Raw genomic sequence first — 24683 nt, forward strand, 5'->3', positions numbered from 1 at the left:
CACAAGGCTCGACTTGCCACCCCTTGATTGTTTCACCAGTAAGACTGAACCCCATTTAAAACGTAGAAATTTGCAACAATATGGTCGGTGCAAGAGGGCGCCAGCGGGAAAAACGGGTGGCAGAAACAGCTCCGCTCAAGGTGATGGGGCTGGCCGATCTCCCCATACTCTTGGCTGCCACCAGTTGCCAGCTTGCCGGTACCAGGGGCCATGATCCCGCTCGGCTTCAACCTGCAGGCCACCTGCGACCGGCGCAATTACTACCTCCCCGCCCAGACCGGTCACCCACTGGATCGCTCCCTGATAACGAGCGACGACCTCGGGACGGGGAAAGCCCCACTGGTTCATGAAGCCGGCGCTGTGCACCACATAACGAGGCGCCACGGCGGCAACAAAAGGCGGGGTGGAGGAGGTGCGACTGCCGTGGTGCGGGCTCACCAGCAGGGTGCTGGCAAGCCCGGCCCCCTCGAGCGCCACCAGCCGCAGCTCCGCCTGCCGCTCGATATCGGCGCTCAGCAGCACGCTGCGCTCGCCATCGCTGATGCGTACCACGCAACCGTCGTTGTTGTGCCCTGCCCCGGGCTGTTCTGGCCAGAGCACACGAAACTGCAACCCTTGCCATGACCATGCCTGACCGCGCTGGCAGAGGGTGGTTGACGGGGTGAAAGGGTAGGAGGATAGCTCGCTGCGCACCGTCAGGGCGCTGAGCAGCCGCTTGCGGTTGCCCGCATGATCCCGATCCTTGTGGCTGATGATGAGGCGATCGATGATCCGGATGCCAAGGTGGCTCAAGGTGGGCAGGATCACCGTATCCGCCATGTTGTAGCCACCGGGATAGCGATCGCCGGTGTCATAGAGGATGGCGCGCTCCCCCTTGCTGATGAGCACGGCCAACCCCTGCCCCACATCGAGCACCCGCACCTGCCAGCGCGGCGGCGCCGGCCAGAGAAAAAGCGTCAGGGCCAGCAGCCCCGGCAGTAAGAGCCAGCGGGCCACCCGCCACTGCCAGCAGAACCAGAGCAACAGCAAGAGCGTGCTCACCGGCAGCCACCAGCCCGGCAGTGGCCACCAGAGCTGGACTCGGGAGGCGAGCATATCGAGCAGGGTGAGCACCCACTCCAGACCCAGATTTGCCAACCAGAACACCCCGTAGGCGAGCGTGCCAGAGAGCGGCGCCAGTAGCACGCCAATCAGCGCCAACGGAATAATGACGATGCAAAAGAGCGGTACCGCCAGCAGGTTGATCACCATGGCAAGCGGCGCAATCCCCTCGAACAGCGCCAACTGCAACGGCAGCAGACCGAGCAGCATCCAGAGCTGGATCTGCCAGAGGGTTGGCTTTTCATGGAAGTAACCGACCAGCAGCAAGATAGCGACCGCCAGAAACGAGAGCCAGAAGCCGGCCGAGTAGAGGGCAAAGGGATCCCAGAGGGTCAGCACCACAAAAGCCCAGAGCCAGATGCGGTAGGTCGGCCACTCCCGCCGTCGCCAGCGCAACACACTCCAGACCAGTACCATGATGAGAGCCCGCTCGGTCGCCACAGCAAACCCCGCCAGCCAGCTGTAAGTGGCGGCAAACAGCAGGGAAGTGATGATGGCGCCACGCAGGCCAAACAACCTGCCCAGCCACCAGCCGAGTACCGCCACCAGCGCAATGTGCTGGCCAGAGATGGCGATGATATGGGTCAGCCCGCTGCCGCGAAACAGGCTCCACTGCTCATCGGTAATACCGCTCTGTTCGCCGAAGGTGAGCGCCGCCAGCAAGGAGCCCTGAGAAAGAGTGCGCCAGCTCTCGTTGGCCGCCGCCAGCCAGCGCTCGCGCAGTCCGGGCGCCACCGGCGCGATATGGATCACCCGACGCAGGTTGCCGGTAGCCGTAATGCCCTTGCCAAGCAGCAGGCGACGGCCATCCATTCCCGCCTCGTTGGCAAGGCCGTGGGCCGGCTTGAGAGTGGTCACCAGCGTCAGTTCACTACCCGCCGTCAGGGGCGGTAACGACTGATAGGCGTTGACCCGGATCAGGGGGGACGGACGGAGCTGCCGACCATCCAGTTCATGGACGCTGAGGGTCAGCCGGACAAATTTCTCCCCTTCGGACTCTGCACTTTGCAGCTGTGCGGTTATGATATGGCTCGTTTTTTTGTCCAGCAGCTCCAGCCAGGCCAGATGATACGAGAGAGTGGCCTGCATCCAGAGGATGCCAAGCAGCAGAAACAGCAGCCGCCACGCGCGGCAACAGGCAAGGGGAACCAGCAGGGACAGCAACAGGCCCCCCCATGCAAGTGAAGGTAACCATGGCCAGAGCAGTGAGGAGCTTGCCCCGAGGGCAAACGACAACAGACGCAGATCCATGGTGCAAGTATTTAGCAAGGTTTCAATATGCCCAAACGACTCATCAAACGCTGGATGCCCGACCCGCAAACCCTGAAAGAACACAAGCACTTGCGCCTTTTTGGTCGCCTGCTGCTCGATGCCAATCTCTGGCATCTCAACCGGCGCTCGGCTGCGGGTGCCTTCGCCGTGGGGCTGTTCATGGCCTGGGTGCCGCTCCCCTGCCAGATGTTGCTGGCCGCCGGGCTCGCCATCGCCTGCCGGGTCAATCTGCCCCTCGCTGTGGCGCTGGTCTGGCTCTCCAATCCACTGACCATTCCCCCCATGTTCTATGGCGCCTATCTGGTCGGTTGCCAGTTGCTGGGGCAAACCTCGCAACATGTCGACATCCAGTTCACCTGGGCCTGGCTGGTATCGGTATTTGAAACCGTCGCCCCGCCGCTCCTGCTGGGCTCGCTGGTACTGGCCCTGCTGAGCTCGCTCATCGGTTACGCCGTGCTCCGCACCTTCTGGCGCATCAGCACGGTGCGTCAGTGGCAAAAACGCAAGGTGGCACGCCCATGCTGAGTCGCTGGTTCTCCCGTTTCAAAATCGATCCCGATACCCTGCGCAAGCAGAAGTGGTTTGCCCTGTTTGGTGAGCGACTGCTCGCTCCCGCCCTCTGGCAAGGGGGCACTCGCGCCCTGAGCGGCGCCGTGGCGGCCGGCATCTTCGCCTGCTGGTTCCCCATCCCGATGCATTCGCTCATCGCGGTCGGGCTGGCGCTGGCGTTCAGCCTCAACCTGCCGCTGGCGCTGCTGGCGGTCTGGTTCAACAACCCGCTCACCCTCCCCTTCATGTACCTCTATGCCTATCGCACCGGCTGTCTGGTGCTGCACAAGACGCCGGAGCCCTTCCATCTCACCTGGACGCTCCACTGGCTGGAGCAGGAAGCGGCAACTCTTGTTCCCCCCTTCCTGCTTGGCAGCATGCTGCTGGCCGTGCTCACCGCACTGCTGGGTGGCGCCCTCACCTTGCTGGTGCTTCAGCTGCGCCGCTGGTTGCAAGGCGCTCGCTGAACAGCTCACCCGGCTGGATCAAAAAAGCCCGTCACTGGCGTGACGGGCTTTTTCAGTAGTGCGGTTAACGACTGGCGTTACAGCACCTTGGCGATGGCATCGCAAAGCGGATCTATGTTGGCACGGGTAATACCGGCCACGCTGATCCGGCCGGAGCCGACGATATAGATGGCAAACTCGCTCTTGAGGCGCTCCACCTGATCCTTGGAGAGACCGGAGAAGGAGAACATGCCGTTCTGCTCGCGGATAAAGCTGAAATCCTGGCTCACGCCGAGGGCCGCCAGCTTCTCCACCAGCAGCTCGCGCATCTCGCGAATGCGCACGCGCATGGCAGCCACTTCTTCAACCCACTCGGCATAGAGGGCCGGATCGCTCACCACGGCAGTAACGACGGCGGCGCCGTGTGACGGCGGGTTGGAGTAGTTGGCACGAATGACGGTCTTGACCTGGGTGAAGGCGACGTCGGCGATCTCCTTGGTCGCACTGACCAGAGTGAAGGCGCCGACCCGCTCGTTATAGAGGCCAAAGTTCTTGGAGAAGGAGCTCGCCACCAGCAGCTCGTCGTGGCACTCGGCGAAGATGCGCAGACCTTCGGCATCCTCTTCGATACCGCGGGCAAAGCCCTGATAGGCGAAGTCAAACAGCGGCAGCCAGCCGGCGGCGGCACTCTGCTTAGCCAGCGCGCGCCACTGATCAGCGGTGGGGTCGATACCGGTCGGGTTGTGGCAGCAGCCATGCAGCAGCACCAGATCGCCTGCCTGCACTTCAGCCAGCGAAGCCTGCATGGCGGCAAAGTCGAGCCCCTTGGTCGCGGCGTCGTAGTACTTGTACCACTTGACGGTCAGGCCCGCGGCCTGGAACACGCTGACGTGGTTGGCCCAGGTGGGATCGGAGATCCAGATGGTCTTGGCCAGTCCGTTGCGCACCACAAATTCGGCGGCGATACGCAGGGCACCGGTACCACCCGGCGCTTGGGCGGTCTTGGCGCGTCCGCTGGCGACCAGCGCGGAGTTCTGCCCGAACAGCAGCTGCTGCACGATGCGGCCATATTCGATATTGCCTTCAATACCGAGGTAATTCTTGGTCTTCTCGTCGGTCAGGAGCTTCTGCTCGGCTTGCTTGACGCAGTGAAGAATGGGGGTGGCACCGGTCTCATCCTTGTAGATCCCGACCCCCAGATTGATTTTGTGGCTGCGAGAGTCGGCGCGGAAGGCTTCGGTCAGGCCCAGGATCGGATCCGCTGGGGCGGCAACAACCTTTTCAAACATGGTATTCCCTGTATTCCGTTGAGTTCAGTGGGTGGCAAAGCGGCGTGGTAAACAAAAGCGCTCATCCGCGAGCGCTTCGTCAACTCTTTATATCATCGCGTTCCGTGGGGGAAAACCGCTTTTTGGCCTGCTCTGGCGGGGATTTCAACCAACGGCATGCCACTCGGGTGCAAGGGCGCACACCTCGGCCGACAAGGCACCATTTGACTCAACCAAACCGTTACAAATTGCCAACAAGGATTTGGGGATCCGGCTCGGTTCCCAGCGGCGAGCCTCCCCGAGCGGAATAGCGTAGGTGGTGATGATGGGAGCCAGTGCTCTGGGCAGCCACCAGCTCGGTGGACGACTCAAGCGTTGGGCCAGCGCCACCACCCTGTCGACCCCGGCGGGATCGAGCGAGGTCAGGTGGCTCCACTGCACATTGGGTGGCAGGGCAGCGATCACCTGCTGCAGCGCCAGCTGTGCAGTCGCCGGCGTCCACACCAGCAGAGTACCGGCAGGCAGTTGTAGCTCGGCAAAGGCACCAACGCTGTCGGTGGTAACCACCCGCAGCAGCTCCCCCTCCCCCCACAGGATCTTGCCAAGGCCGGTCAGGGTACGCTCGGGGAGTGCTATCTCACCGAGGGCCTGCAGCCAGGGAGCTGCATCGAGCAGGGTGCCACCGCTGAAAAAGAGGCTGAACGGCTGGGCTGCGCGCAGGCGCAGCAACTGATCGGCGCAGAGCCGGATCCCCTTGTCTTCGAAGTCGATCTGTTCGTTGGGGGTGAAGTTCACCTCGCTCTTGCGATAGAGCGCGGCGAGCACCCGTTCGTTGACCAGCTCCCCCAGCTGCCACCCCTGTCCGTGCAGCCACTCCTCCGGCGCAGGCGGCGCCGTGGCGATCTCCGCCAGCATCAGCTCGCGAGTCAGATAGCGGCGCCCGGCCGGGGTCAATTCATAGCTGTGGTTGCCGTGGGCAAGCAGCAGCTGGTTATCCTTGAGCAGACCTATCAGCGGTTGCCATTGCCGGCCCCGGATCACCGCTGGCGAACACTCGAGCAGCTGTTGCGCCAACGCCCGCCATTCGGGGTGACTAAAGTCGATCATGTGCACTTCATCCCTGTAAATCGCATCCCTGTAACTGGCTGACAGACAAAGAGCCTGAAAAGGTACAATTACCGGCAGATGACGCCAACCCTTCTGCGTCAATTACGTGACCCCTCCCCCGCCTTTGCGCCAGAAATAGACAGCCCACCGGGAGGTGGGCTGTAACGGAAGATAAAGCAGAAGCTATTCGGCGGCGAGCCGCAGTTCGGCATCGTGCCAACCAAGCGGCAGCGTCAGCAGCTGATCGATCAGTTCGCGGCGATCTGATTTCTCCAGATAGGCGAGATAGAGCGGACGACTCAGCGGCTGGCCCCCTTCTACCAGATGCAACGCCCCTTTTTCGAGGAAGGGGCTGACCATCCGCCGTGGCAGATAGGCGGCACCGCCGTTGGCCAGCACGAATTGCAGCGCCATGCTGGCAGAGCTGGAGTGCAGCACCGGGGTCTTTTGCAGGCTCTGCAACCGGCTCGGCTGCGGCTCGAAGCTGGTACCCCAGTCGAGATGGATGTGGGGCATCTGCATCAGGTTGTCGGCATTGGCCGCCGGATCCCGGCTCACCAGCTCGAACACCAGCTCCCCGATGGGGTGCAGGGCGATCTCGTCGATCTTGGTCGGCTCGGAGAGCAGAGCCAGATCGAGAGAGCGTTCCAGCAACTGACGGCAGAGGTGCTCGCGGGAAGCCGTTTCCAGCCGCACCGCCAAGCCGGGTGCCAGCGCATAGATGTGGTTGAGCCAGTCATTGAAATCGAGCTCCCAGAATACGGCGGGAGCACCGATGGCCAGCTGCTGGCTGAAACCTGGCGAGAGCGCCACATCCTGTTTGGCACGACCGAGGGTATGGAGGATGGCGTCTGCATAAGGCAGCAGACGCTCACCGGAGGCAGTCAAACGGATGTTGTTGCGATGACGGGCAAACAGACTGACCCCGAGTTGCTGTTCAAGCTGGCGGATCCTGAAACTCACCGCCGACTGGGTCAGATAGAGATTTTCAGCAGCCCGGCCAAAGTGCCGGGTCTTGCTCACCTCGATAAAGGTCCGAAGCAGCTCGGTATCCATTAATCGATGGACTCGTCACTGCCACCGCCGCTACCACCGCCGACATCAAAGCTGCCGCCACCGCTGCTCTCTTCGCTGGCGCCGCCAACGACGGTGCAGAGACGGTGAACACGCTTGGGCCCGATCACCTTGAGGTACTTGAACCATACCTTGGCGTGGGGGTTGGCACCGGCAGCGCCGGATTTAACCTGTTCGATGAAGGCTGCCTCTACATCGTCACGGGGGGCAAGGGTGCCCTGATAGAGTGACAGCATGGCAGTGCCGTATTTTTCCAGACTATCCGCTTCGGCCACAGTGAATTCGCCACTGCGACGCAGGCCACGGGGAAAATGTTTGAAGTCGTTGAAACGCTTGTCTGATTCGAAGCTCATAATGCTCTTTTTTCTGGTTAGTTTGACCTTTGCGGGCAAGTATCATCAGGCCATCGCCGAGTGCAAAATCAATTTTCTTACTATGTTAATAAATATCTTTCATCGAAGCTGCATTATCCGTCAGACAGGGCCGATTTTGCGGGGAAGCACACAAAAATCGTTGATAAATAACAGGCTTATGTAAAATTTCGTAAACATTGCCGGGCTGTTTTCAGATAAATCGGGCAAAAAATAAAGCGCCATACGGCGCTTTATTTGTTTCGTCAGGTGAACCAGCTGAACTTTTGATGCGAAGATCGTTACTCGATCATGGCCGGCTGTGCCAGGTTGTCTGCACGCCACAAACGGTAGCGCACCTCGTACTCCTGCGGCACATAGATCACGAACGGCAGCTTGGAGTTGTAGTTCACAAAGAAACCCTGACCATAGATTTGGACGAAGGTCTCTTTCTTCTGACCATCCGGGCAAGCCATCAGAGTGCTGATGGGGTCGGAGACCTGACCCAGTTGCAGATAGTTGTAGCCCCAGCCCTTGACGCTGTGCTGTTCCAGGTTGCCCGCAAAACGCGGCACATTGCAGTCAACCATCATCTTCTTGCCGACCTGCAGCTCGACCATCATGTCGGCTTCGTTCTCGACTTCAGGCAGGCGGATCACCACACGTTCCTGATTCACGTCAGCGGCTGGGAACATGCTGATATCAAATTTTTTCGGCTCGGCGGCGAAGGCATGGCCACCCAGCAACAAGGCGCCCAGCAGGCTAAAACGCAATACGGTTTTCATCTGTACCTCTTGGGGTTGGTTCAACGCCGCTAGACTAACCGCTCTGCCGATTTCATGCCAGCGCTCTGCAACGTAAAAAGCACGTAAAATGATGCAGATCCGGCACCCGATGACGTGATTTGGCTATTTTCTGACACCGCGCACACTCCCTTCGCTGCTCCCGCTAAATAAAAAGCGAGGCCATCTGGCCCCGCTTTGAATTCAAATGACACTTTGCCAACTATTTCCGTGTCCCTTCATGGGCTTGGATGACGGCAACCGCCTTGTCGGGGAAGTCGCTGAACACCCCGTCCACATCCGCCTGATAGAGGAAGATGTTGAGCAGATCGGTAAAGTCCTTGGCATAGGCCGGGATCTGTCCCTCATCCTGACGGAAGGTATAAGGATGCACCTTGAGACCCGCCGCGTGAGCCTCTTTTACCATGCCGGTGAAGGTCGGTTTACCCAGGGTACCCGGCTCCGGCACTATCATCGGCTTCCACGGGCCGATCCCCTCGGCGTAGCTGGCGATCTCCTTCATGGCGCCCGGCTTGAACATCCAGTCATAGCTGTAGGGGGTTGCCTTGCCCTTGGCGTCATAGACCATGGTCTCGTTCCAGTCGGTCTCGGCCATCAGCTGCACCAGTTTGAGATCCATGCCCATGGCCGGCATCAGCTCGCTGTTGATGCGCTTGAGCTCGTTGGTATCGAAACACTGCAGATAGACCTTGTCATCCTTGCTGGTGTAGCCGTACTCCTTGAGCACCTTCAGCACCGCCTTGGAGATGTCCTTGCCTTCGTGGCGGAACAGCCATGGCGCTTTTATCTCCGGGTAGATACCGATGTTCTTGCCGGTGCTCTTGTTGAGCCCCTGGATCATCTCGATCTCTTCCTGGAAGGTGTGGATCTTGAAGCTGGACTTCCACAGCGGGAAGCGGGCCGGATAGACAGGCACCTGCTTGCCATCCACCAGCTGGAACGGCTCGGTCATGCGCAGGGAGCGCACTTCATCCAGGGTGAAATCCACCACATAGTAGCGCCCATCCGGGCGTGCCCGGCCGGGGAAGCGCTCGGCCACATCGGTGATACCGTCGAGGAAGTGATCGTGCATCACCACCAGCTGGTCATCCTTGGTCATCACCAGATCCTGCTCCAGATAATCGGCCCCCATGCCGTAGGCCAATGCCTTGGACTCCAGGGTGTGCTCGGGCAGGTAGCCGGAGGCGCCCCGGTGAGCGATCACTATCTTGCCTTCGTCGGCGGCCAGAACAGGTAATGAGAGGGATGCCCCAAGGCTTAGCGCAATGAGGGAAACGGTGAGTTTTTTCATATGTGACACTCTTTATTATTGTGTGTAGGTAGTTGTTATATCAGAGGTTTATTGCAGTTATAGGAAGGGCGACACAGGGCCGCCCTTCAGAGGGCTCAGCTTGCTTTGCGCAGGCCGTGGTGATGGTGAGCCAGCCACTCACCCAGTTGCTGTTGCTCGGAATCGGACAAGCGCAGCCCCAGCTTGCTGCGACGCCAGAGGATATCTTCCAGAGTGCAGGCCCACTCCCGCTCGATAAGATAGCGCACCTCAGATTCGTATAGTCCGGCACCAAAGTGCTGCCCACGGGACTCCTTGAGCCAGAGCCGGGCATGGGCGCCATAGGCTTCGGCGATGCGCAGGGCACTGCGATCATCGAGCCAGTCAAACTCCAGCGCAAAGGCGCGTGCCAGCTCGCGGACCGAGCAGTCAAACTCGCCACCCGGCAGACGGCTGCTGGCGGTCCAGTCATCCCCCATCTGGCTGAACCAGGGTTTGAGTTTGTTGCAGGCAGCCTGCGCCAGCTTGCGGTAAGTAGTGAGCTTGCCGCCAAATACCGAGAGCAGCGGCGCGCCGTCAGATTCACCGGAGAGTTCGAGGGTATAGTCGCGGGTCACCGCTTGCGGCGAGTCGGATTCGTCGTCGCACAGCGGGCGCACCCCGGCGTAAGTCCAGATCACGTCTTTGGGGGCGATCTGGCGGGTGAAGTGGGCGTTGACCACCTTGCACAGGTAGTTGATCTCGGCGTCGCTTATCTTCGCCTCGCGCGGACTGCCCTTGTGCTCCACATCCGTAGTGCCGATGAGGGAGTAGTCCTGCTGATATGGGATAACGAAGACGATACGGTTGTCCTCGTTTTGCAGGATGTAGGCCTCTTCGCGCTCATGGATGCGCGGCACTATCATGTGGCTGCCCTTGATGAGGCGAATGCCGCGCGGAGATTTCTCGTGCAGGCTCTCGTCATAGAAGGTCTTGACCCAGGGGCCGGCCGCATTGACCAGACCACGGCAGGTGACGCTGAACTGCTCGCCCCCTTCCCGCTCCAGCGTCAGGGTCCAGTGCTTTGAGCCGCGCTCCGCCTTGACGCAGCGGGTGCGGGTTTGCACGTCGGCACCCTTGTCGCGCGCCATCATGGCATTGAGCACCACCAGCCGGGCATCGTCGACCCAGGCGTCCGAATACTCGAACCCCTTGTTGATACCGGCGGTGAGGCCATCTTGCGGCAGGAAGCGCACGCCACAGCTGCCCTTGAGCTTGTCGCGCTTGGCTAGATTGTCATAAAGGAAGAGGCCGGCGCGGATCATCCAGGCCGGACGCAGATGCGGGCGGTGCGGCAGGCGAAAGCGCATGGGGCGGGCGATATGGGGCGCCATGCCGAGCAGCACCTCCCGCTCCGCCAGCGCCTCTTTCACCAGCCGGAATTCGTAATGTTCGAGATAGCGCAGACCACCGTGGATCAGCTTGCTGGAGTTGGAAGAGGTGGCTGAGGCGAGATCCTGCGCCTCGAACAGGGCCACTTTCAAACCCCGTCCTGCCGCATCAGCTGCAATGCCTACCCCGTTGATGCCGCCACCAACGACGACCAGATCATAATGTTCGCTCATGTTCACCTACTTTCATTTTTATGATTGCTATAACAGCAATGTTTGATTTCGCTCATTTTAGAACATAAAAAAACATCAAACGAACATTTAGTTGTAAAAGTGTGATCACAATGTGCAGCCAAACAGGCTTGGCGCTTCGCGTTGGGCAATGAAAGGAGGTGTTGCCAATACCATGGCAATGACATTCAAACAACGAAGGGGAGAAGAGCAGGAAGGCAATACCCCAAAGGGGAGGAATAACGAAAGGGAGGCCGCCCGACAGGGCGACCTGAACTCCACAACACAGGCGCTATATCAGCAGATATGGCAGGCGACCTGATGCTGGGCCATCAACCTTGTCAATTTCTCGGGCGGCTCCTGATCGGTAAAGAGCGCGTGAACCTGATTGATGTTGCCGAGGTTGACCATGGCGTTGCGACCAAACTTGGTGTGGTCAGCGGCCAGAAAGACCTGGCGGGAGTGGGCGATGATGGCCTGGGCAATCTTCACCTCGTGATAGTCGAAATCGAGCAGGGAGCCGTCGTTGTCGATACCCGAAATGCCGATGACGCCATAGTCCATGCGAAACTGACCGATAAAGTCGCGGGTCGCCTCCCCCACGATGCCGCCATCGCGGTTGCGGATTTCGCCACCGGCGATGATGACGGTGAAGTCATCCTTGGCAGTCAGAATGCTGGCCACGTTGAGGTTGTTGGTGACAATGCGCAGCTCGCGATGATCGAGCAGGGCGCGGGCAATGGCTTCGGTAGTGGTGCCAATATCGATAAAGAGAGAGGAGCCATCGGGAATATTGGCGGCTACCTCGCGGGCGATGCGCTCTTTCTCCTTGAGCTGCATCACTTTGCGGGCGCTGTAGGCGGTATTGACGGTACTCGAATGCAGGGAGGCACCGCCATGATGGCGCCGGATCTTGTTCTGCTCGGCGAGATCGTTCAGATCCCGGCGAATGGTCTGGGGACTGACATCAAAATGGGTCACCAGATCGTCGGTCGAGACAAATCCCTGCCGCGTCAGGACGTCCAGGATCTCCAGATGTCGTTGGGTTTGCTTCACGCTTGCACTCCGATGATGAGACGAAAAAAGGCCCCGGCAGGTGCGGGGCCTTTTGGCAGTTTACCTGATCCCCTTGGGGATCAATAAGCTGAGGATCACGTTTTATGCCTTATGAGCCTCGGCTCTGGCTGCCACGGCAAGGTTCTCGTGCTTGAGGGTCATCGCCAGCAGGATGATGGAGAGCACGCAGGATACGGTCAGCACCATAAAGCCGCCGTCCCAGCCGAAGTGGTCAACGGTGTAACCCAGCATGGCGTTGGCCGCCACAGCACCACCCAGATAACCAAACAGACCGGTGAAACCAGCTGCAGTACCGGCCGCCTTCTTCGGTGCCAGCTCCAGCGCATAGAGACCGATCAGCATGACAGGGCCGTAGATGAGGAAGCCGATGGCCACCAGTGCCAGCATGTCGACGGTCGGGTTGCCAGCCGGGTTGAGCCAGTAGACCAGCACGAACAGGGTTACCAGCACCATGAACAGGATACCGGCCGGCGCACGGCGGCCCTGGAACATCTTGTCAGAGATCCAGCCGCACAGCAGGGTGCCCGGAATACCGGCCCACTCATAGAGGAAGTAAGCCCAGGAGGATTTGTCGACGCTGAAATCCTTGGCCTCTTTCAGATAGGTCGGCGCCCAGTCCAGCACACCGTAACGAATGAGGTAAACGAAGGCGTTGGCAATCGCGATGTACCACAGCAGTTTGTTGTGCAGCACGTACTTGACGAAGATCTCCTTGGCGGAAAACTCCTGCTCGTGGCTCTCGTTATAATCCTTGGGAAAATCGTTCTTGTACTCTTCGATAGGAGGCAGGCCGACCGATTGCGGGGTATCGCGCATCACGAAGAAGGCGATCACCGCGATGGCCGCCGCAGCGGCTGCCGGGACATAGAAGGCACTGCGCCAGTCGTTGAACCAGCCCATCCCCAGAATAAACAGCGGACCAATCATGCCGCCACCCACGTTGTGGGCCACGTTCCAGACCGAGACCACTTCGCCCCGCTCTTTCTGTGACCACCAGTGCACCATGGTGCGACCGCAGGGCGGCCAGCCCATACCCTGTGCCCAGCCGTTCAGGAACAAGAGCACGAACATGATGCCGATGCTGGAGGTAGCCCAGTGCATGGTCCCCATCATGAACATCAGCGCAGCTGACAGCAGCAGGCCGGCAGAGAGGAAGTAACGGGCGTTGGAGCGGTCAGAGACGTTCCCCATCAGGAACTTGGAGAGACCATAGGCGATGGACACCCCGGAGAGGGCAAAGCCGAGATCTCCGCGGGAAAAACCCTGCTCGACCAGGTAGGGCATGGCCAGACTGAAGTTTTTCCGCACCAGATAGTAGCCGGCGTAACCGAAGAAGATCCCGAAGAACACTTGCCAACGCATGCGTTTGTAGAAGGGATCGACCTTGTCGGCCGGGAGCCTGTCGATGTGCGCCGCAGGCCTGAAGAGACTAAGCATGTTCTGCTTCCTTATTGTTGTTATGGGCTGTTGAGGGTGCCCTTGAACAGTCAGACGAATCAGGTGAGTCCATTGATTCGTAAGCGAGCCAATTGTGCTCATATGCGCTCATAAGTTCTGTGATGCATGCTCAAATATTGCAGTTTTATTACAAAAAAAAGCTCCAAATGAGAAAACGCTCATCAAGCGTCATCCCTTGTACAGCAAGGGTTAGCGACTACCCCATAGGGGGTATTGTGGAGATTACATATTGCTTTACGTCACATTTTCTTAGCAATGAGTGGGATCTTGTCCACATTTCCCATGGCGGGGGGATGGTGAAATTTATGGGAAGGTTTATTTTCTCTCACGTCCGAGAACGAGCGAAAACGAACATAACGTTTGCGCAAGAAGAATAAAGAACAAGGAAACGTTTTCGGTCGCAATGGATAGCCACAATAAAGATAAAACGGAACATCAAACCTCTACGGGTGGATACCTAAGGAATACTTATGAGCATACAAAGACCCAATACCCTGCTTGGCGAGTGCATCGCCGAGTTTATCGGAACCGGCCTGCTGATCTTCTTCGGCGTCGGATGTGTCGCCGCACTGGTACTGGCGGGAGCCAACTTCGGGCAGTGGGAAATTTCCATTACCTGGGGTCTGGGCGTTGCCATCGCCATCTATGTGACCGGCGGTATTTCGGGTGCCCACCTCAACCCGGCCGTCACCCTGGCGTTGATGACCTTCGCCGGTTTTGACAAGCGCAAAGTCGTGCCCTACATCATCGCCCAGATCGCCGGCGCCTTCTGCTTCGCCGCGCTGGTCTACTTCCTCTATAGCAACCTGTTCACCCAGTGGGAAGTGACCCACAACGTGGTGCGCGGCAGCGTCGAGAGCCTCGGCACCGCCGGGATCTTCTCTACCTATCCCAATGGCGCCATCTCCAACCTGCAGGCCTTCACCGTCGAGCTGGTGATCACCGCCGTGCTGATGCTGGGCATCATGGCGCTGGGTGACAACAACAACGGCGCTCCCAAAGGCTTTGCCGCCGCCCTGCTGATCGGTATTCTGATCGCCGTGATCGGTGCCTCCCTCGGCCCGTTAACCGGTTTTGCCATGAACCCGGCTCGTGATTTTGGCCCCAAACTGTTCGCATTCCTGGCTGGCTGGGGTGATGTGGCCATGACCGGTGGCCGTGATAACCCCTACTTCTGGGTACCCATCCTTGGCCCTATCGTCGGTGCCCAGATTGGTACTGCCCTCTATGTCAAAGTGCTGGCTCCCTGTGTACCTGGCAACCGTGTTGCCGCCACCGAGCAAGCTGCCCAAACCGCCAAAGAAGAGGCCGCCGCCTAAGAGCGCCCCTCCCCAACGTGTAAAAACGTGGAAAATAAAAACGTGGAGAACATCATGTCTGCTGAAAAGAAATATGTCGTCGCTCTGGACCAGGGTACTACCTCTTCCCGCGCCATCGTCTTTGATCAGGATGCCAATATCGTTGGCACCTCCCAGCGCGAATTCACCCAGCACTACCCGAAAGCGGGCTGGGTAGAGCACGACCCGATGGAGATCTGGGCAACCCAATCCTCCGTCTTCACCGAAGTGCTGGCCAAGACCGGCCTTCGCAGCGAAGAGATCGCCGCCATCGGTATCACCAACCAGCGTGAAACCACTGTCGTGTGGGAAAAGGCCACCGGCAAACCCATCTACAACGCCATCGTCTGGCAGTGCCGCCGCACCGCAGCCATCTGTGAAGAGCTGAAAGCACGCGGTCTGGAAGAGTACGTACGTGAAAACACCGGTCTGGTGCTGGATGCCTACTTCTCCGGTACCAAGGTGAAGTGGATCCTCGACAACGTGGAAGGTGCCCGCGAGAAGGCGATGAACGGCGAGCTGCTGTTCGGCACCATCGACACCTGGCTGGTATGGAAGATGACCAACGGTGAAGTGCACGTCACCGACCCGACCAACGCCTCCCGTACAATGCTCTACAACATCCGCGACCTGAAGTGGGATCAGCGCATGCTGGACGAGCTGGGCATCCCCATGTCCATGCTGCCGGAAGTGAAACCCTCTTCCGAGGTGTATGGCTACACCACCCGTGGCGGCGGCTCCCGCATCCCCATCGCCGGTATCGCCGGTGACCAGCAGTCAGCCCTGTTCGGCCAGCTCTGCTTCGAAAAAGGGATGGCCAAGAACACCTACGGCACCGGCTGCTTCATGCTGATGAACACAGGTACCGAGCCGGTTCGCTCCAGTAATGGCCTGCTGACCACGGTCGCCATCGGCCCGAAAGGGGAAGTGAACTACGCGCTGGAAGGTGCGGTGTTTATGGGCGGCGCTACCATCCAGTGGCTGCGTGACGAACTGAAGATCATTCACGATGCCCGCGACACCGACTACTTCGCCTCAAAAGTGGGCGATACCAACGGCGTCTATCTTGTACCGGCCTTCGTTGGTCTGGGTGCTCCCTACTGGGATCCGTATGCTCGCGGCACCATGGTCGGCCTGACCCGCGGTGCCAACCGCAACCACATCATCCGTGCCGCGCTGGAATCCATCGCCTATCAGAGCCGCGATGTGCTGGATGCGATGCAGCAGGACTCCGGCATCAAGCTGGCAGCCCTGAAAGTAGACGGTGGCGCGGTAGCCAACGACTTCCTGATGCAGTTCCAGTCCGACATGATGCATACCCCGGTGGTGCGTCCGACCCGTATCGAGACCACCGCCATGGGTGCCGCCTTCCTGGCAGGTCTGGCCGTCGGCTTCTGGAAAAGCTCGGACGAGCTGGAAGACAAGTTCAGCGTGGACCGCGAGTTCATCCCGCAGATGGACCGCGACGATCGTGCCAAACGCTACAGCGGTTGGAAGAAAGCGGTCGAGCGTTCACGCCGCTGGGCAGAAGAGGAGTGATCGGGTCACCGACACAGCCTTGAGATGAAAAACGTGAGAGGCCGACAGCAATGTCGGCCTCTCTTTTTAGCTCTATCTTCCCTTTCCATCCCCTGTCGATATTCACTTATGCACTCGGCACAACTTAATTGAGTTGTTTATCTATAATTTGCTTCTGGGTCGCATCTGCGACCTGTTTTTTACAGGAGCTAGGGATTATGGACAGAGCGATAAACCGATTTTCACTTAACTTCCTCTGGTCAGGACTCGGGATCAGAACCCGGATCCTCTCCGGTGTCGCCATACTGATGGTCATCGCCATCAGTTGTATCACCCTGATCCTGGAACAGATCTCCCACACTCAAGCGCAGCAGCGGGTCGAGCGCTATGAGCTGCCAAGCAGCGTGGATCGTATCGCCAACCAGCTCACTGCCGAGCTGACCCACCACTTGACCGAAGCACAGGCACTGGCCAGCAACAGCTTCGTCATCGACTGGCTGGCTCAGGGCATGCCGGCAGCAGAGTGGCCCAAGATGGAGCACTACTTTCAGGCACTGCAGCAGCGCATTGGCGGCAATGTCTTTATCGCGCCGCTCCAGACCAATACCCTGATCAACTTCAGCGGCGGCCCTACCGCCCAGAAACAACTGCACGCCTCAGACCTGAAAGATGACTGGTTCTACGGCTTTCTCAAACGCAATCACCCCTACGAGCTGAACCTCGATATCTCTGACTTTGATAAACGTGCGTCGCTCTACATCAATACGGCTGTCACGTCCGAAGGCAAGACGCTGGCGGTGGCGGGCACCTCCATCAATATGAATTCACTGCGCAAGCTCATCAGCAGCTACCGGATCGGCAAGAGCGGTCAGGTCTATCTGGCCGACATGAACGGCTCCATCGAAATCCACCCTGATCAGGAGCAGGAGGATGCAGCCCACCATCAGGCAGCGTTTCTCGACACCGTCAAACAGCTCATTCCCAATGCCCATGAACAGGTTGCCGTCCAATCCCTTACGCAGAATGGTGAAACCTACCTTATCGCGGTGCGTTACATACCGGCGCTCAACCGCGTGCTGATCGGCGAGATCAACGGCGCCGAGCTGGAGGAGGGACTGCATGAATCCCGCCAGCTCATCATCATGGTCTCGCTCGCCATCGGCACCCTGGCGATGCTGGCGTCGGCCTGGCTCGCCCACTCCATCAGCCGCCCCATTCGCCAAGCCGCCGATGGCATGCACCACATCACTGCTGACCGGGATCTGGCAACCCGCCTCGACTTTTCCGACGAGTCGGAGCTCGGGTTGATGGCCCAGAGCTTCAACCGGCTGATCCAGAGCCTGAACCAGAGCTTCTACCGCTTCCAGCAATCGGGCAGTGCCCTGTCGGCCCAATCCTCCCAGTCACTGCATCAGGCGCAAGCGCTGGCGGGTGAGGCGTGCCAGCAGGCCCAGAGCATTCAGGAGCTGACCAACGTGGTCGCTCTCATCGGGGATAATGCCGAGCAGATCGCCAGCCGCTCCATGGGGGTCAACGAGGTGACCCACCATATCGCCGGCCATATGCGCACCATCGAGCAGGATGTCACCCAGAGTGCCAACCGGCTTGAGACGCTGCGCAGCAGCATCAGCACCTCCTCTACCCTGCTCGACGAAGTGGTCAAGGACAGCAACGACATTACCCAGATCATGAACCTCATTCGCGACGTCTCGAACCAGACCAACCTGCTGGCCCTCAACGCCGCCATCGAAGCGGCCCGGGCGGGCGACATGGGGCGCGGTTTCGCCGTGGTGGCCGACGAGGTGCGCCAGCTGGCAGTGCGCACCCAGACAGCGACCAAGGATGTACAGGATCTGATCCTGCGCCTGCAGGAGGGTACCCGCCAGGCCAGCAACTCGATGACCGACTCGCGCACCTTGAGCGAAGAGGGATACAACCGGATGAGTCAGGCCAAGGAGGTACTGATCGATGCCACCAGCCAGATCAATCAGGCGGCACTCGAGATCAACGAGATAAGTGCGCTGGCCCAATCCCAGCATCAGCAGATGGGGCAGGCCAAGGCCGCCCTCGACGAACTGGCCATGGTGGCTGAGCATCAGCGCGAGCATGCAGAGGAGAGCAATGCCGCCAGTCGCGAGCTGTTCGAGCTGGCAAAAGCGATCGATGAGCAGATCCGTCAATACCGCATTCGTTGACCTGCCAGCCTCTCATGCAAATGAGAACGCCACCGCAAGGTGGCGTTTTCATTTTGCGAATCATTTTGCTAGCACTCTCATAACAGGAATAACGATAAAAAGTACAACCTGTTGATTATTAACATGAAAAAAGATGGAACGGCGGTTGCTTAGTGATATCAGGCTCAATAAGAGGAATGAAATCATGAAACCGACCAGCACCCGCACCACCCAAGAAGAGAATGCACTGACCCCCCGCGAAGGCACCTTTCTGATGATGGTCGCCCAACTGGTGGTCCTGACCACCATCGTTCTGGCCGCTACCCTGGGCGGGCTCTCATGGCAGTGGACCCTGCTGCTGGCCGTTCCCCCCGTCATCGGCGGCGCCCTGCTTAGCCGGGTCTTTGGCAAGCTGCCGCGCTAAACCGCTCCCCCCACCTTCCCGCAAAACGGCCGACCCTATGTCGGCCGTTTGTCTATCTGGCCATAAATGCCATTCATCGGCTAGAGGGTATGGCTGCCCAGCTGCTCCTTGAGAAAATCGAGCCAGACCCGCAGCCGGATATCGCGCTGGGCATCGGAATAGAAGACCGCATTGATGGGACGCGAGGCGCCGCTGTTGCTGCGCGCCAGCACCTCCACCAGCGCCCCGCTCGCCCGATCCGGCCCGGTCATAAAGTCCGACAGACAGACGATCCCCTGCCCCGCCAGCGCCAGCTGACGCAAGGTTTCCCCACTACTGGCACGCAGGCTGGGAGTGATGGGAAAGCGATCCCCCTGCTCGGCACTCAATAGCGGCCAGTGGTTGAGGTGATCGGGATGCAAAAAGCCAAGCAGCTCGTGGCCGCTCAGCAGATCTGCCGGCTGGCGCGGGGTGCCACGCTCGCTCAAATAGCCGGGAGAGGCCAGCAACCGCAACCGTGAGCGGCCAAGGGGCAGCGCGCGCAAAGAGGAGTCGCTCAGCTCGCCGATGCGGATGGCCATGTCTACCCGCCGCTCCATCAGATTGATAAAGCCCTCCGAGCTGTGCAGCTGCAGCTCGATGGCCGGATAACGACGTCGAAACTCGCCAATAATGGGCACCAGCCGATGGAGGATAAAAGGCGTGGCCGCATCGACCCGCAATATTCCCTCCGGCTGTTCGCGGCGCATCAGCAGCAGCCCCTCCGCCTCGCTCATCTCGGTCAGGATCTTCACCGCCCGCAGATAGAACCAGCTCCCCTCCTCGGTCAGGCTGACCCGCCTCGTGGTGCGATTGAGCAGCACGGTTGAGAGCTTCTCCTCCAGCCGTTTGATGCCGCGGCTCACCACCGAGTTGTCCATACCGAGGTTCTCCGCCGCCTGGCGAAAACTGCCCGCCTCCACCACCGCCACAAACAGGGTAAGTTCATCAGAATGGGTCTTCATTGCTGTTATCCGGACAAGAGTAATGGGCTTTTATAGGCGTAGCCGCTCTGTATTGGCAAGCATTGCCTGATATGGCTTCACCATCACAGCAAAGAGATAACGTGATGGCCAGCTCAAACTCTGTTCGGTGTTTGCCGGTAGAATGGGACCATATTGGTTCGTATGAAACCGAATAGACATAAGGAAGAACAGGATGACATTTGAAGAGCGGCTGACGGCTGCCCATCAGGAACTGGCAAACAAAGGGGTATGGCAGTCCAACTACAATCTCCCCTTGTTCTGGTTGTTGCGCCAACTTGGCTGGCCTGTCAAACCGCCTCACTACGAGAGCTGGCTAACCAACTTGCTGGTATTTGGCGTTGGCCTTGGCCTGATATGGAGCACGATGATGTGGTTGTTCAGCTGGCAATCCATGGGGATTGATCCGCTATTAGCTCTGCGCCACACAGCCCTGTTTGCTGGATTAACAGGCCTGGTGATGGCGAGTCTCCTCTGGCTACGGCGCAAGCAGCTGAAACTGACCCCTTGGGAGCAACTGGCTAACCCCGCCGATGCTGATGATGAGGAAGAAAAGCTGAATGAAATCCCATGAAAAACTGAACTATGTGGAGTTTGCTGCGCGAGATCTTGCCGCGACCAAGGCCTTCTTTCAGGCCGTATTTGACTGGCAGTTTGTCGATTACGGCACCGACTACTGCGCCTTTGCCGATGAGGGGCTGGATGGCGGCTTCTATCGGGCGGATCAGTGCAACCTGACAGCTCAGGGCGGCGCCCTGCTGGTCTTCTACAGCGCAGATATTGAAGCGACCCAAGCCAAGGTGAGCCAACACGGAGGCACCATCAACCGCCCTCTTTTCGATTTTCCCGGTGGCCGTCGTTTCCACTTCGTTGAGCCCAGCGGCAATGAGTTTGCCGTCTGGTCGGAACCCGCCGGCGCCTGATAAGCCAGCACCTGATAATAGGGGGCCACGACCCCCGATTGCTGTGCCTCTCTCAATTCACTGCTGCGCTATTAACCCTGTTTCCGGCAAGTCACGGCAGGCATACTGACCCTTCGTTTTAGCCAAGGAGGTTCAGATGTCATCACCCGTGATTGTGATTGCCCAGCTTGAAGCCAAACCCGAATATGCCGAGCCTTTTCGCGCCGCCCTTGAGCCGCTGATTGCGGACACCTTGCAGGAGGCTGGCTGCCAGCGCTACCAGCTGCATCAGGACTTGGACAATCCCCACAGCTGGATGCTCTACGAGGTGTGGGAGAGCGAGGCGGCCCTTACTGCCCATCAGGGCCAGCCTCACTTTACCGAGTTTGTTGCCAAGGCCGAGCCCTGGTTTGCTGGCAGCACCATTCGCCGCTATCAGCCGCTGGACGCCTGATCCTCCGCGCCACTGAGCGCCCTTTGCAACCCGTTTGAGGAGTAGCATGATGAAGATGCCCAACCTGGGTCTTGGAACCTTTCGCCTGACCGGCCAACCCCTGCGCGACTCTCTGTTGCAGGGTTTGGAACTTGGCTACCGCCATATCGACACCGCCCAGATCTACGCCAACGAAGCCGAAGTGGGCCAGCTGATGAGCGAGAGCGGCGTGCCTCGCCAGGATATCTATCTGACCACCAAGGTGTGGACCAGCGAATTCGGGCCGGGCAAGGTGATCCCGAGCCTTGAGGTAAGTCTTGAAAAACTGGGCACCGACTATCTGGATCTGGCGCTGATCCACTGGCCCTCCCCCAAGGATGAAGTGCCGATGGAGGTCTATCTGGAGCAGCTGGCCGAGGCCAAAGCCCGAGGCCTGACCCGCGAGATCGGGGTCTCCAACTTCACGGTGGCCCAACTCAAACAGGCCATCGAGATTTTGGGGCCGGGCGCCATCGCTCACCAGCAGGTGGAGATCCACCCCCTGCTGCAAAACCGCAAGGTGGTGGAATTCTGCCATGCCAACGGCATCGCCATCACCGCCTATATGCCGCTCGCCTATGGCAAGGTGCTCACCGAGCCGCTGCTGATGGAGATCGGCCAGCGCCACGGGTTATCGGCGGCACAAGTGTCGCTGGCCTGGCTGCTGGCGCAGGAGATGACGGTGATCCCGAGCTCCACCAAGCGGGAGAATCTCGCCGCTAACCTTGCAGCCCTCAAGGTCACGCTCACTGCCGAAGAGATGGCCGCCATCGCCACGCTGGATCGGGGCGAGCGCTGCGCCAACCCTGACTTTGCGCCGGATTGGGATTAAACGGGAAAAGATACATAGGCTCTCTCGCTTCGATGGCGGGGACCGGCAACCCTCACAAACCTATTGCAACCACTCGCTATCCCCTCTCCCTACGGGAGAGGGTCAGGGCGAGGGCAAGCGACCTCCCCCTCATCCCCAACCCTTCTCCCGCAAGGGGAGAAGGGAGCAAATCACGCTCAATGACATTCTTCAGCACCAGCGGGAGGCATCATGCCTCCCGTTTTTTTGCCCTTTAATCTCACTCTTTACTCACTCCCGCACACACAGCAGGTTCAGCCAACCCTGTCGCCTTCCATTGCCCCCGTCCTCGTTTCCTCTTTGTACCCTACTCGCTCAGCACGCTTTGACTCTGTTCTCCTGTCACTTCGCCCCCCCCCCCCTTTGCGGCCACTTTTGTCTCTCCCACTGCCCTCACCATTGCTGCTTATTTGGCAAAAGTAATTTGCTGTCACCGTCATTTTTGCCAACAAAACCCATCGGCATACTGGCGCCATTCTCCCGTCGGGAGTCCCAAACCAAGGAGTTGTTATGCCACTGGCGTTATTTGCCCTTACCCTGAGTGCCTTTGCGATCGGCACCACCGAATTTGTGATCGTGGGGCTTATCCCCACCATCGCCGAGCAGCTCAATGTCTCGCTCCCCTCGGCGGGCCTGTTGGTCAGCCTCTATGCCCTTGGCGTAGCCATCGGTGCCCCCGTGCTCACGGCGCTGACCGGCAAGGTGCCGCGCAAGTGGTTGCTGGTAGGGCTGATGGCACTCTTTACCGCCGGCAACCTGCTGGCCTGGCAGGCCCCCGGTTACGAGAGCCTGATCGTGGCCCGCATCCTCACCGGATTGGCGCACGGGGTCTTCTTCTCGGTGGGCAGCACCATCGCCACGGGTCTTGTGGCCAAAGAGAAGGCGGCGAGCGCTATCGCCATCATGTTCAGCGGCCTTACCGTGGCACTGGTAACCGGCGTACCGCTCGGCACCTGGATTGGTCAGGTCTTTGGCTGGCGTGAAACCTTTCTGGTAGTAAGCCTGCTGGGTCTGGTCGCCATGGTGGGTAGCCTGCTGCTGATCCCGAGCAACCTGCCCAAGGGGGCAGCCTCGACCATCCGCGAGCAGCTTTCGGTACTGACCAAAAAGCCGCTGCTGCTGGTCTACGCCAAGACCGCCCTCGGTTATGGCGGCGCCTTCACCGCTTTCACCTTCCTCGCCCCCATCCTGCAGCAGGTGAGCGGCTTTAGCGCCGGTGCGGTGAGCCTGATCCTGCTGGTGTACGGGGTATCGGTTGCCGTCGGCAATATCTGGGGCGGCAAGCTGGCCGACAAGATGGGCCCCCTGCCTGCACTGAAGCTGCTGTTTGCCGGTCTGGCGCTGGTGCTGCTGGCCCTAACCTTCACAGCCCCGCACCCGGTGCTGGCCGTGCTTACCGTGCTGGTGTGGGGCGCCTTTGCCTTCGGCAATGTGCCGGGTCTGCAGGTGCTGGTGGTCAAACAGGCCGAGCTGCACACCCCCAAGGCGGTGGATGTGGCATCGGGCCTCAATATTGCAGCCTTCAACGTCGGCATTGCGCTCGGTTCCGTAGTCGGTGGCTTGGTGGTGGAGCACCTCGGCCTGATGCACACCCCCTGGATCGGCGCCCTTATCGTGCTGCTGGCCTACGGGCTGACCCATGTCAGCGAGCGCCGCGAAGCCGTCCGGCTCGCCGCCTGTCAGGCATAAGCTGCGCCAGCAGGCGTCACGCAAGAGCGTGGCGCCTGCTGCAATCGGCGCGGCAGGCTTCTATGCTGTGACACAGCGTTAACCCGGCAACCATTTCAGCAACTGTTTCAGCAACCAAGCCTGTCACCCTCGCATCATTTGCCACGGAGTCTGTTATGAAGGTGCTTATCGTCTATGCCCATCCCGAACCCAAAAGTTTCAACGGTGCCCTCTTCTGCCACGCCATCAGGGCGCTGGAGCAGGCGGGCCACACAGTGATGACCAGCGATCTCTATGCCATGGGCTTTGATCCCGTCTCGGATCGGCGCAACTTCACCGCCGCCAGCGATCCCGATTTTCTCAAGCTGCAGCTTGAAGAGCTGGCTGCCACCGAGCAGGGCAGCTTTGCCCCGCAGCTGGAGCAGGAGATGCAAAAGCTGGAGGCGGCTGACCTGCTGATCTTCCAGTTCCCGCTCTGGTGGTTTGGCCTGCCCGCCATTCTCAAGGGGTGGGTGGATCGGGTCTTTGCCATGGGGCGGGTTTATGGTCAGGGCCATATCTACGAGAGCGGCAAGTTTCGCGGCAAGCGGGCTTTGCTGAGCCTGACCACCGGCGGCCCTGCCGAGACCTATCTGCCCGACGGCTTCAACGGCGATATTGACGGAGTGCTGCGTCCCATCCAGCGCGGGATCCTGCAATTTGTCGGCTTCGATGTACTGCGCCCCCATATCTGTTATGCCCCGGTGCGGGTCTCGCAAGAAGAGCGGGAAGCCTGGCTTGCCCAGTGGGCCGAGCGCCTTGGCCAGATTGAGCAGGAGTCCCCCATCGCGGTTGGCCGCTACCAGTAACGGCTGACGCAGCTGACACTCCCCCCCACACAGCACAAAAACAGCGAGCGGCCCCCGGCCGCTCGCTGTTTTTCACGCTCTGTCGTTATGGTTTTTGTTATCCGTGGGCAAGC

Annotated in this window: 23 protein-coding genes; 12 read left to right on the top strand and 11 right to left on the bottom strand. The window is 59.5% G+C overall.

Annotated elements, in window-relative coordinates; all coding sequences use genetic code 11:
• Positions 1-135: 135 nt before the first annotated feature.
• Complete coding sequence (locus NOM67_RS06265) at positions 136-2352, bottom strand: DNA internalization-related competence protein ComEC/Rec2 (protein WP_255934732.1); 2217 nt, start codon at positions 2350-2352, stop codon at positions 136-138.
• A gap of 27 nt (positions 2353-2379) precedes the next feature.
• Here NOM67_RS06265 and NOM67_RS06270 point away from each other — a divergent pair, with 27 nt between their 5' ends.
• Both NOM67_RS06270 and NOM67_RS06275 read left to right on the top strand, forming a co-directional pair.
• A complete protein-coding gene (locus tag NOM67_RS06270; RefSeq protein WP_255934733.1) occupies positions 2380-2898 on the top strand; it encodes a DUF2062 domain-containing protein in 519 nt (172 codons plus the stop codon).
• On the top strand, positions 2892-3389 hold the full coding sequence (locus NOM67_RS06275) for a DUF2062 domain-containing protein (RefSeq protein ID WP_104014464.1): 498 nt from the start codon (positions 2892-2894) through the stop codon (positions 3387-3389). The genes NOM67_RS06270 and NOM67_RS06275 overlap by 7 nt, the downstream gene beginning before the upstream one ends.
• Before the next feature lie 77 nt (positions 3390-3466).
• On the opposite strand, the gene NOM67_RS06280 is transcribed toward NOM67_RS06275, so the two are convergent.
• The 9 genes from NOM67_RS06280 to glpT form a co-directional block, all read right to left on the bottom strand.
• Entirely contained in the window at positions 3467-4657 is a 1191-nt protein-coding gene (locus NOM67_RS06280; protein WP_255934734.1) for an amino acid aminotransferase, read from the bottom strand.
• Between the two features lie 144 nt (positions 4658-4801).
• Complete coding sequence (locus NOM67_RS06285) at positions 4802-5743, bottom strand: hypothetical protein (protein WP_198037977.1); 942 nt, start codon at positions 5741-5743, stop codon at positions 4802-4804.
• 183 nt (positions 5744-5926) lie between these two features.
• On the bottom strand, positions 5927-6799 hold the full coding sequence (gene hdfR, locus NOM67_RS06290) for an HTH-type transcriptional regulator HdfR (protein WP_041208513.1): 873 nt from the start codon (positions 6797-6799) through the stop codon (positions 5927-5929).
• Positions 6799-7170, bottom strand: coding sequence for a DUF413 domain-containing protein (gene maoP / locus NOM67_RS06295; protein WP_033112906.1), 372 nt, complete (start codon positions 7168-7170; stop codon positions 6799-6801). The genes hdfR and maoP overlap by 1 nt, the downstream gene beginning before the upstream one ends.
• Before the next feature lie 299 nt (positions 7171-7469).
• Positions 7470-7952 carry a serine protease inhibitor ecotin gene (gene eco, locus NOM67_RS06300; RefSeq protein ID WP_033112907.1) on the bottom strand — a complete coding sequence of 161 codons (483 nt, stop codon included), beginning with the start codon at positions 7950-7952 and terminating at the stop codon, positions 7470-7472.
• A 220-nt stretch (positions 7953-8172) separates the two neighbouring features.
• Entirely contained in the window at positions 8173-9261 is a 1089-nt protein-coding gene (gene glpQ, locus NOM67_RS06305; protein ID WP_156853439.1) for a glycerophosphodiester phosphodiesterase, read from the bottom strand.
• A 95-nt stretch (positions 9262-9356) separates the two neighbouring features.
• Positions 9357-10844, bottom strand: coding sequence for a glycerol-3-phosphate dehydrogenase (gene glpD, locus NOM67_RS06310; protein ID WP_156853438.1), 1488 nt, complete (start codon positions 10842-10844; stop codon positions 9357-9359).
• A 294-nt stretch (positions 10845-11138) separates the two neighbouring features.
• Positions 11139-11897: a DeoR/GlpR family transcriptional regulator gene (locus NOM67_RS06315; protein WP_033112910.1), complete on the bottom strand. Its 759-nt coding sequence runs from the start codon at positions 11895-11897 to the stop codon at positions 11139-11141.
• Positions 11898-11999: 102 nt separating this feature from the next.
• A complete protein-coding gene (gene glpT / locus NOM67_RS06320; protein ID WP_033112911.1) occupies positions 12000-13355 on the bottom strand; it encodes a glycerol-3-phosphate transporter in 1356 nt (451 codons plus the stop codon).
• A gap of 491 nt (positions 13356-13846) precedes the next feature.
• On the opposite strand from glpT, the gene NOM67_RS06325 reads away from it, so the two are divergent.
• The 4 genes from NOM67_RS06325 (at position 13847) to NOM67_RS06340 (ending at position 18829) form a co-directional block, all read left to right on the top strand.
• Positions 13847-14695: an MIP/aquaporin family protein gene (locus tag NOM67_RS06325; protein WP_033112912.1), complete on the top strand. Its 849-nt coding sequence runs from the start codon at positions 13847-13849 to the stop codon at positions 14693-14695.
• A 54-nt stretch (positions 14696-14749) separates the two neighbouring features.
• Entirely contained in the window at positions 14750-16252 is a 1503-nt protein-coding gene (gene glpK / locus NOM67_RS06330; protein ID WP_033112913.1) for a glycerol kinase GlpK, read from the top strand.
• 197 nt (positions 16253-16449) lie between these two features.
• Positions 16450-18426 (top strand): methyl-accepting chemotaxis protein, encoded by a 1977-nt coding sequence (locus tag NOM67_RS06335; RefSeq protein WP_255934747.1) that lies wholly within the window; start codon positions 16450-16452, stop codon positions 18424-18426.
• A 184-nt stretch (positions 18427-18610) separates the two neighbouring features.
• Positions 18611-18829: a hypothetical protein gene (locus tag NOM67_RS06340; RefSeq protein WP_104014458.1), complete on the top strand. Its 219-nt coding sequence runs from the start codon at positions 18611-18613 to the stop codon at positions 18827-18829.
• 80 nt (positions 18830-18909) lie between these two features.
• Here the strand turns inward: NOM67_RS06340 and NOM67_RS06345 are convergent, their stop codons facing one another.
• Complete coding sequence (locus NOM67_RS06345; RefSeq protein WP_219270740.1) at positions 18910-19812, bottom strand: LysR substrate-binding domain-containing protein; 903 nt, start codon at positions 19810-19812, stop codon at positions 18910-18912.
• A gap of 193 nt (positions 19813-20005) precedes the next feature.
• Between NOM67_RS06345 and NOM67_RS06350 the strand changes: the two genes are divergently transcribed.
• The 6 genes from NOM67_RS06350 (at position 20006) to NOM67_RS06375 (ending at position 24570) form a co-directional block, all read left to right on the top strand.
• On the top strand, positions 20006-20404 hold the full coding sequence (locus tag NOM67_RS06350) for a DUF6404 family protein (protein ID WP_255934748.1): 399 nt from the start codon (positions 20006-20008) through the stop codon (positions 20402-20404).
• Entirely contained in the window at positions 20391-20753 is a 363-nt protein-coding gene (locus NOM67_RS06355) for a VOC family protein (protein ID WP_255934750.1), read from the top strand. The genes NOM67_RS06350 and NOM67_RS06355 overlap by 14 nt, the downstream gene beginning before the upstream one ends.
• 136 nt (positions 20754-20889) lie before the next feature.
• Complete coding sequence (locus tag NOM67_RS06360; protein WP_198506007.1) at positions 20890-21186, top strand: putative quinol monooxygenase; 297 nt, start codon at positions 20890-20892, stop codon at positions 21184-21186.
• Between the two features lie 46 nt (positions 21187-21232).
• Complete coding sequence (gene dkgB / locus NOM67_RS06365) at positions 21233-22036, top strand: 2,5-didehydrogluconate reductase DkgB (RefSeq protein ID WP_255934754.1); 804 nt, start codon at positions 21233-21235, stop codon at positions 22034-22036.
• Between the two features lie 528 nt (positions 22037-22564).
• Entirely contained in the window at positions 22565-23743 is a 1179-nt protein-coding gene (locus NOM67_RS06370) for an MFS transporter (RefSeq protein WP_255934757.1), read from the top strand.
• A gap of 155 nt (positions 23744-23898) precedes the next feature.
• On the top strand, positions 23899-24570 hold the full coding sequence (locus NOM67_RS06375; protein ID WP_005359664.1) for an NAD(P)H-dependent oxidoreductase: 672 nt from the start codon (positions 23899-23901) through the stop codon (positions 24568-24570).
• Positions 24571-24683: the final 113 nt, after the last annotated feature.

It is taken from the genome of Aeromonas sp. SG16 (genome assembly GCF_024436135.1).
Classification (GTDB): Bacteria; Pseudomonadota; Gammaproteobacteria; order Enterobacterales; family Aeromonadaceae; genus Aeromonas; species Aeromonas jandaei.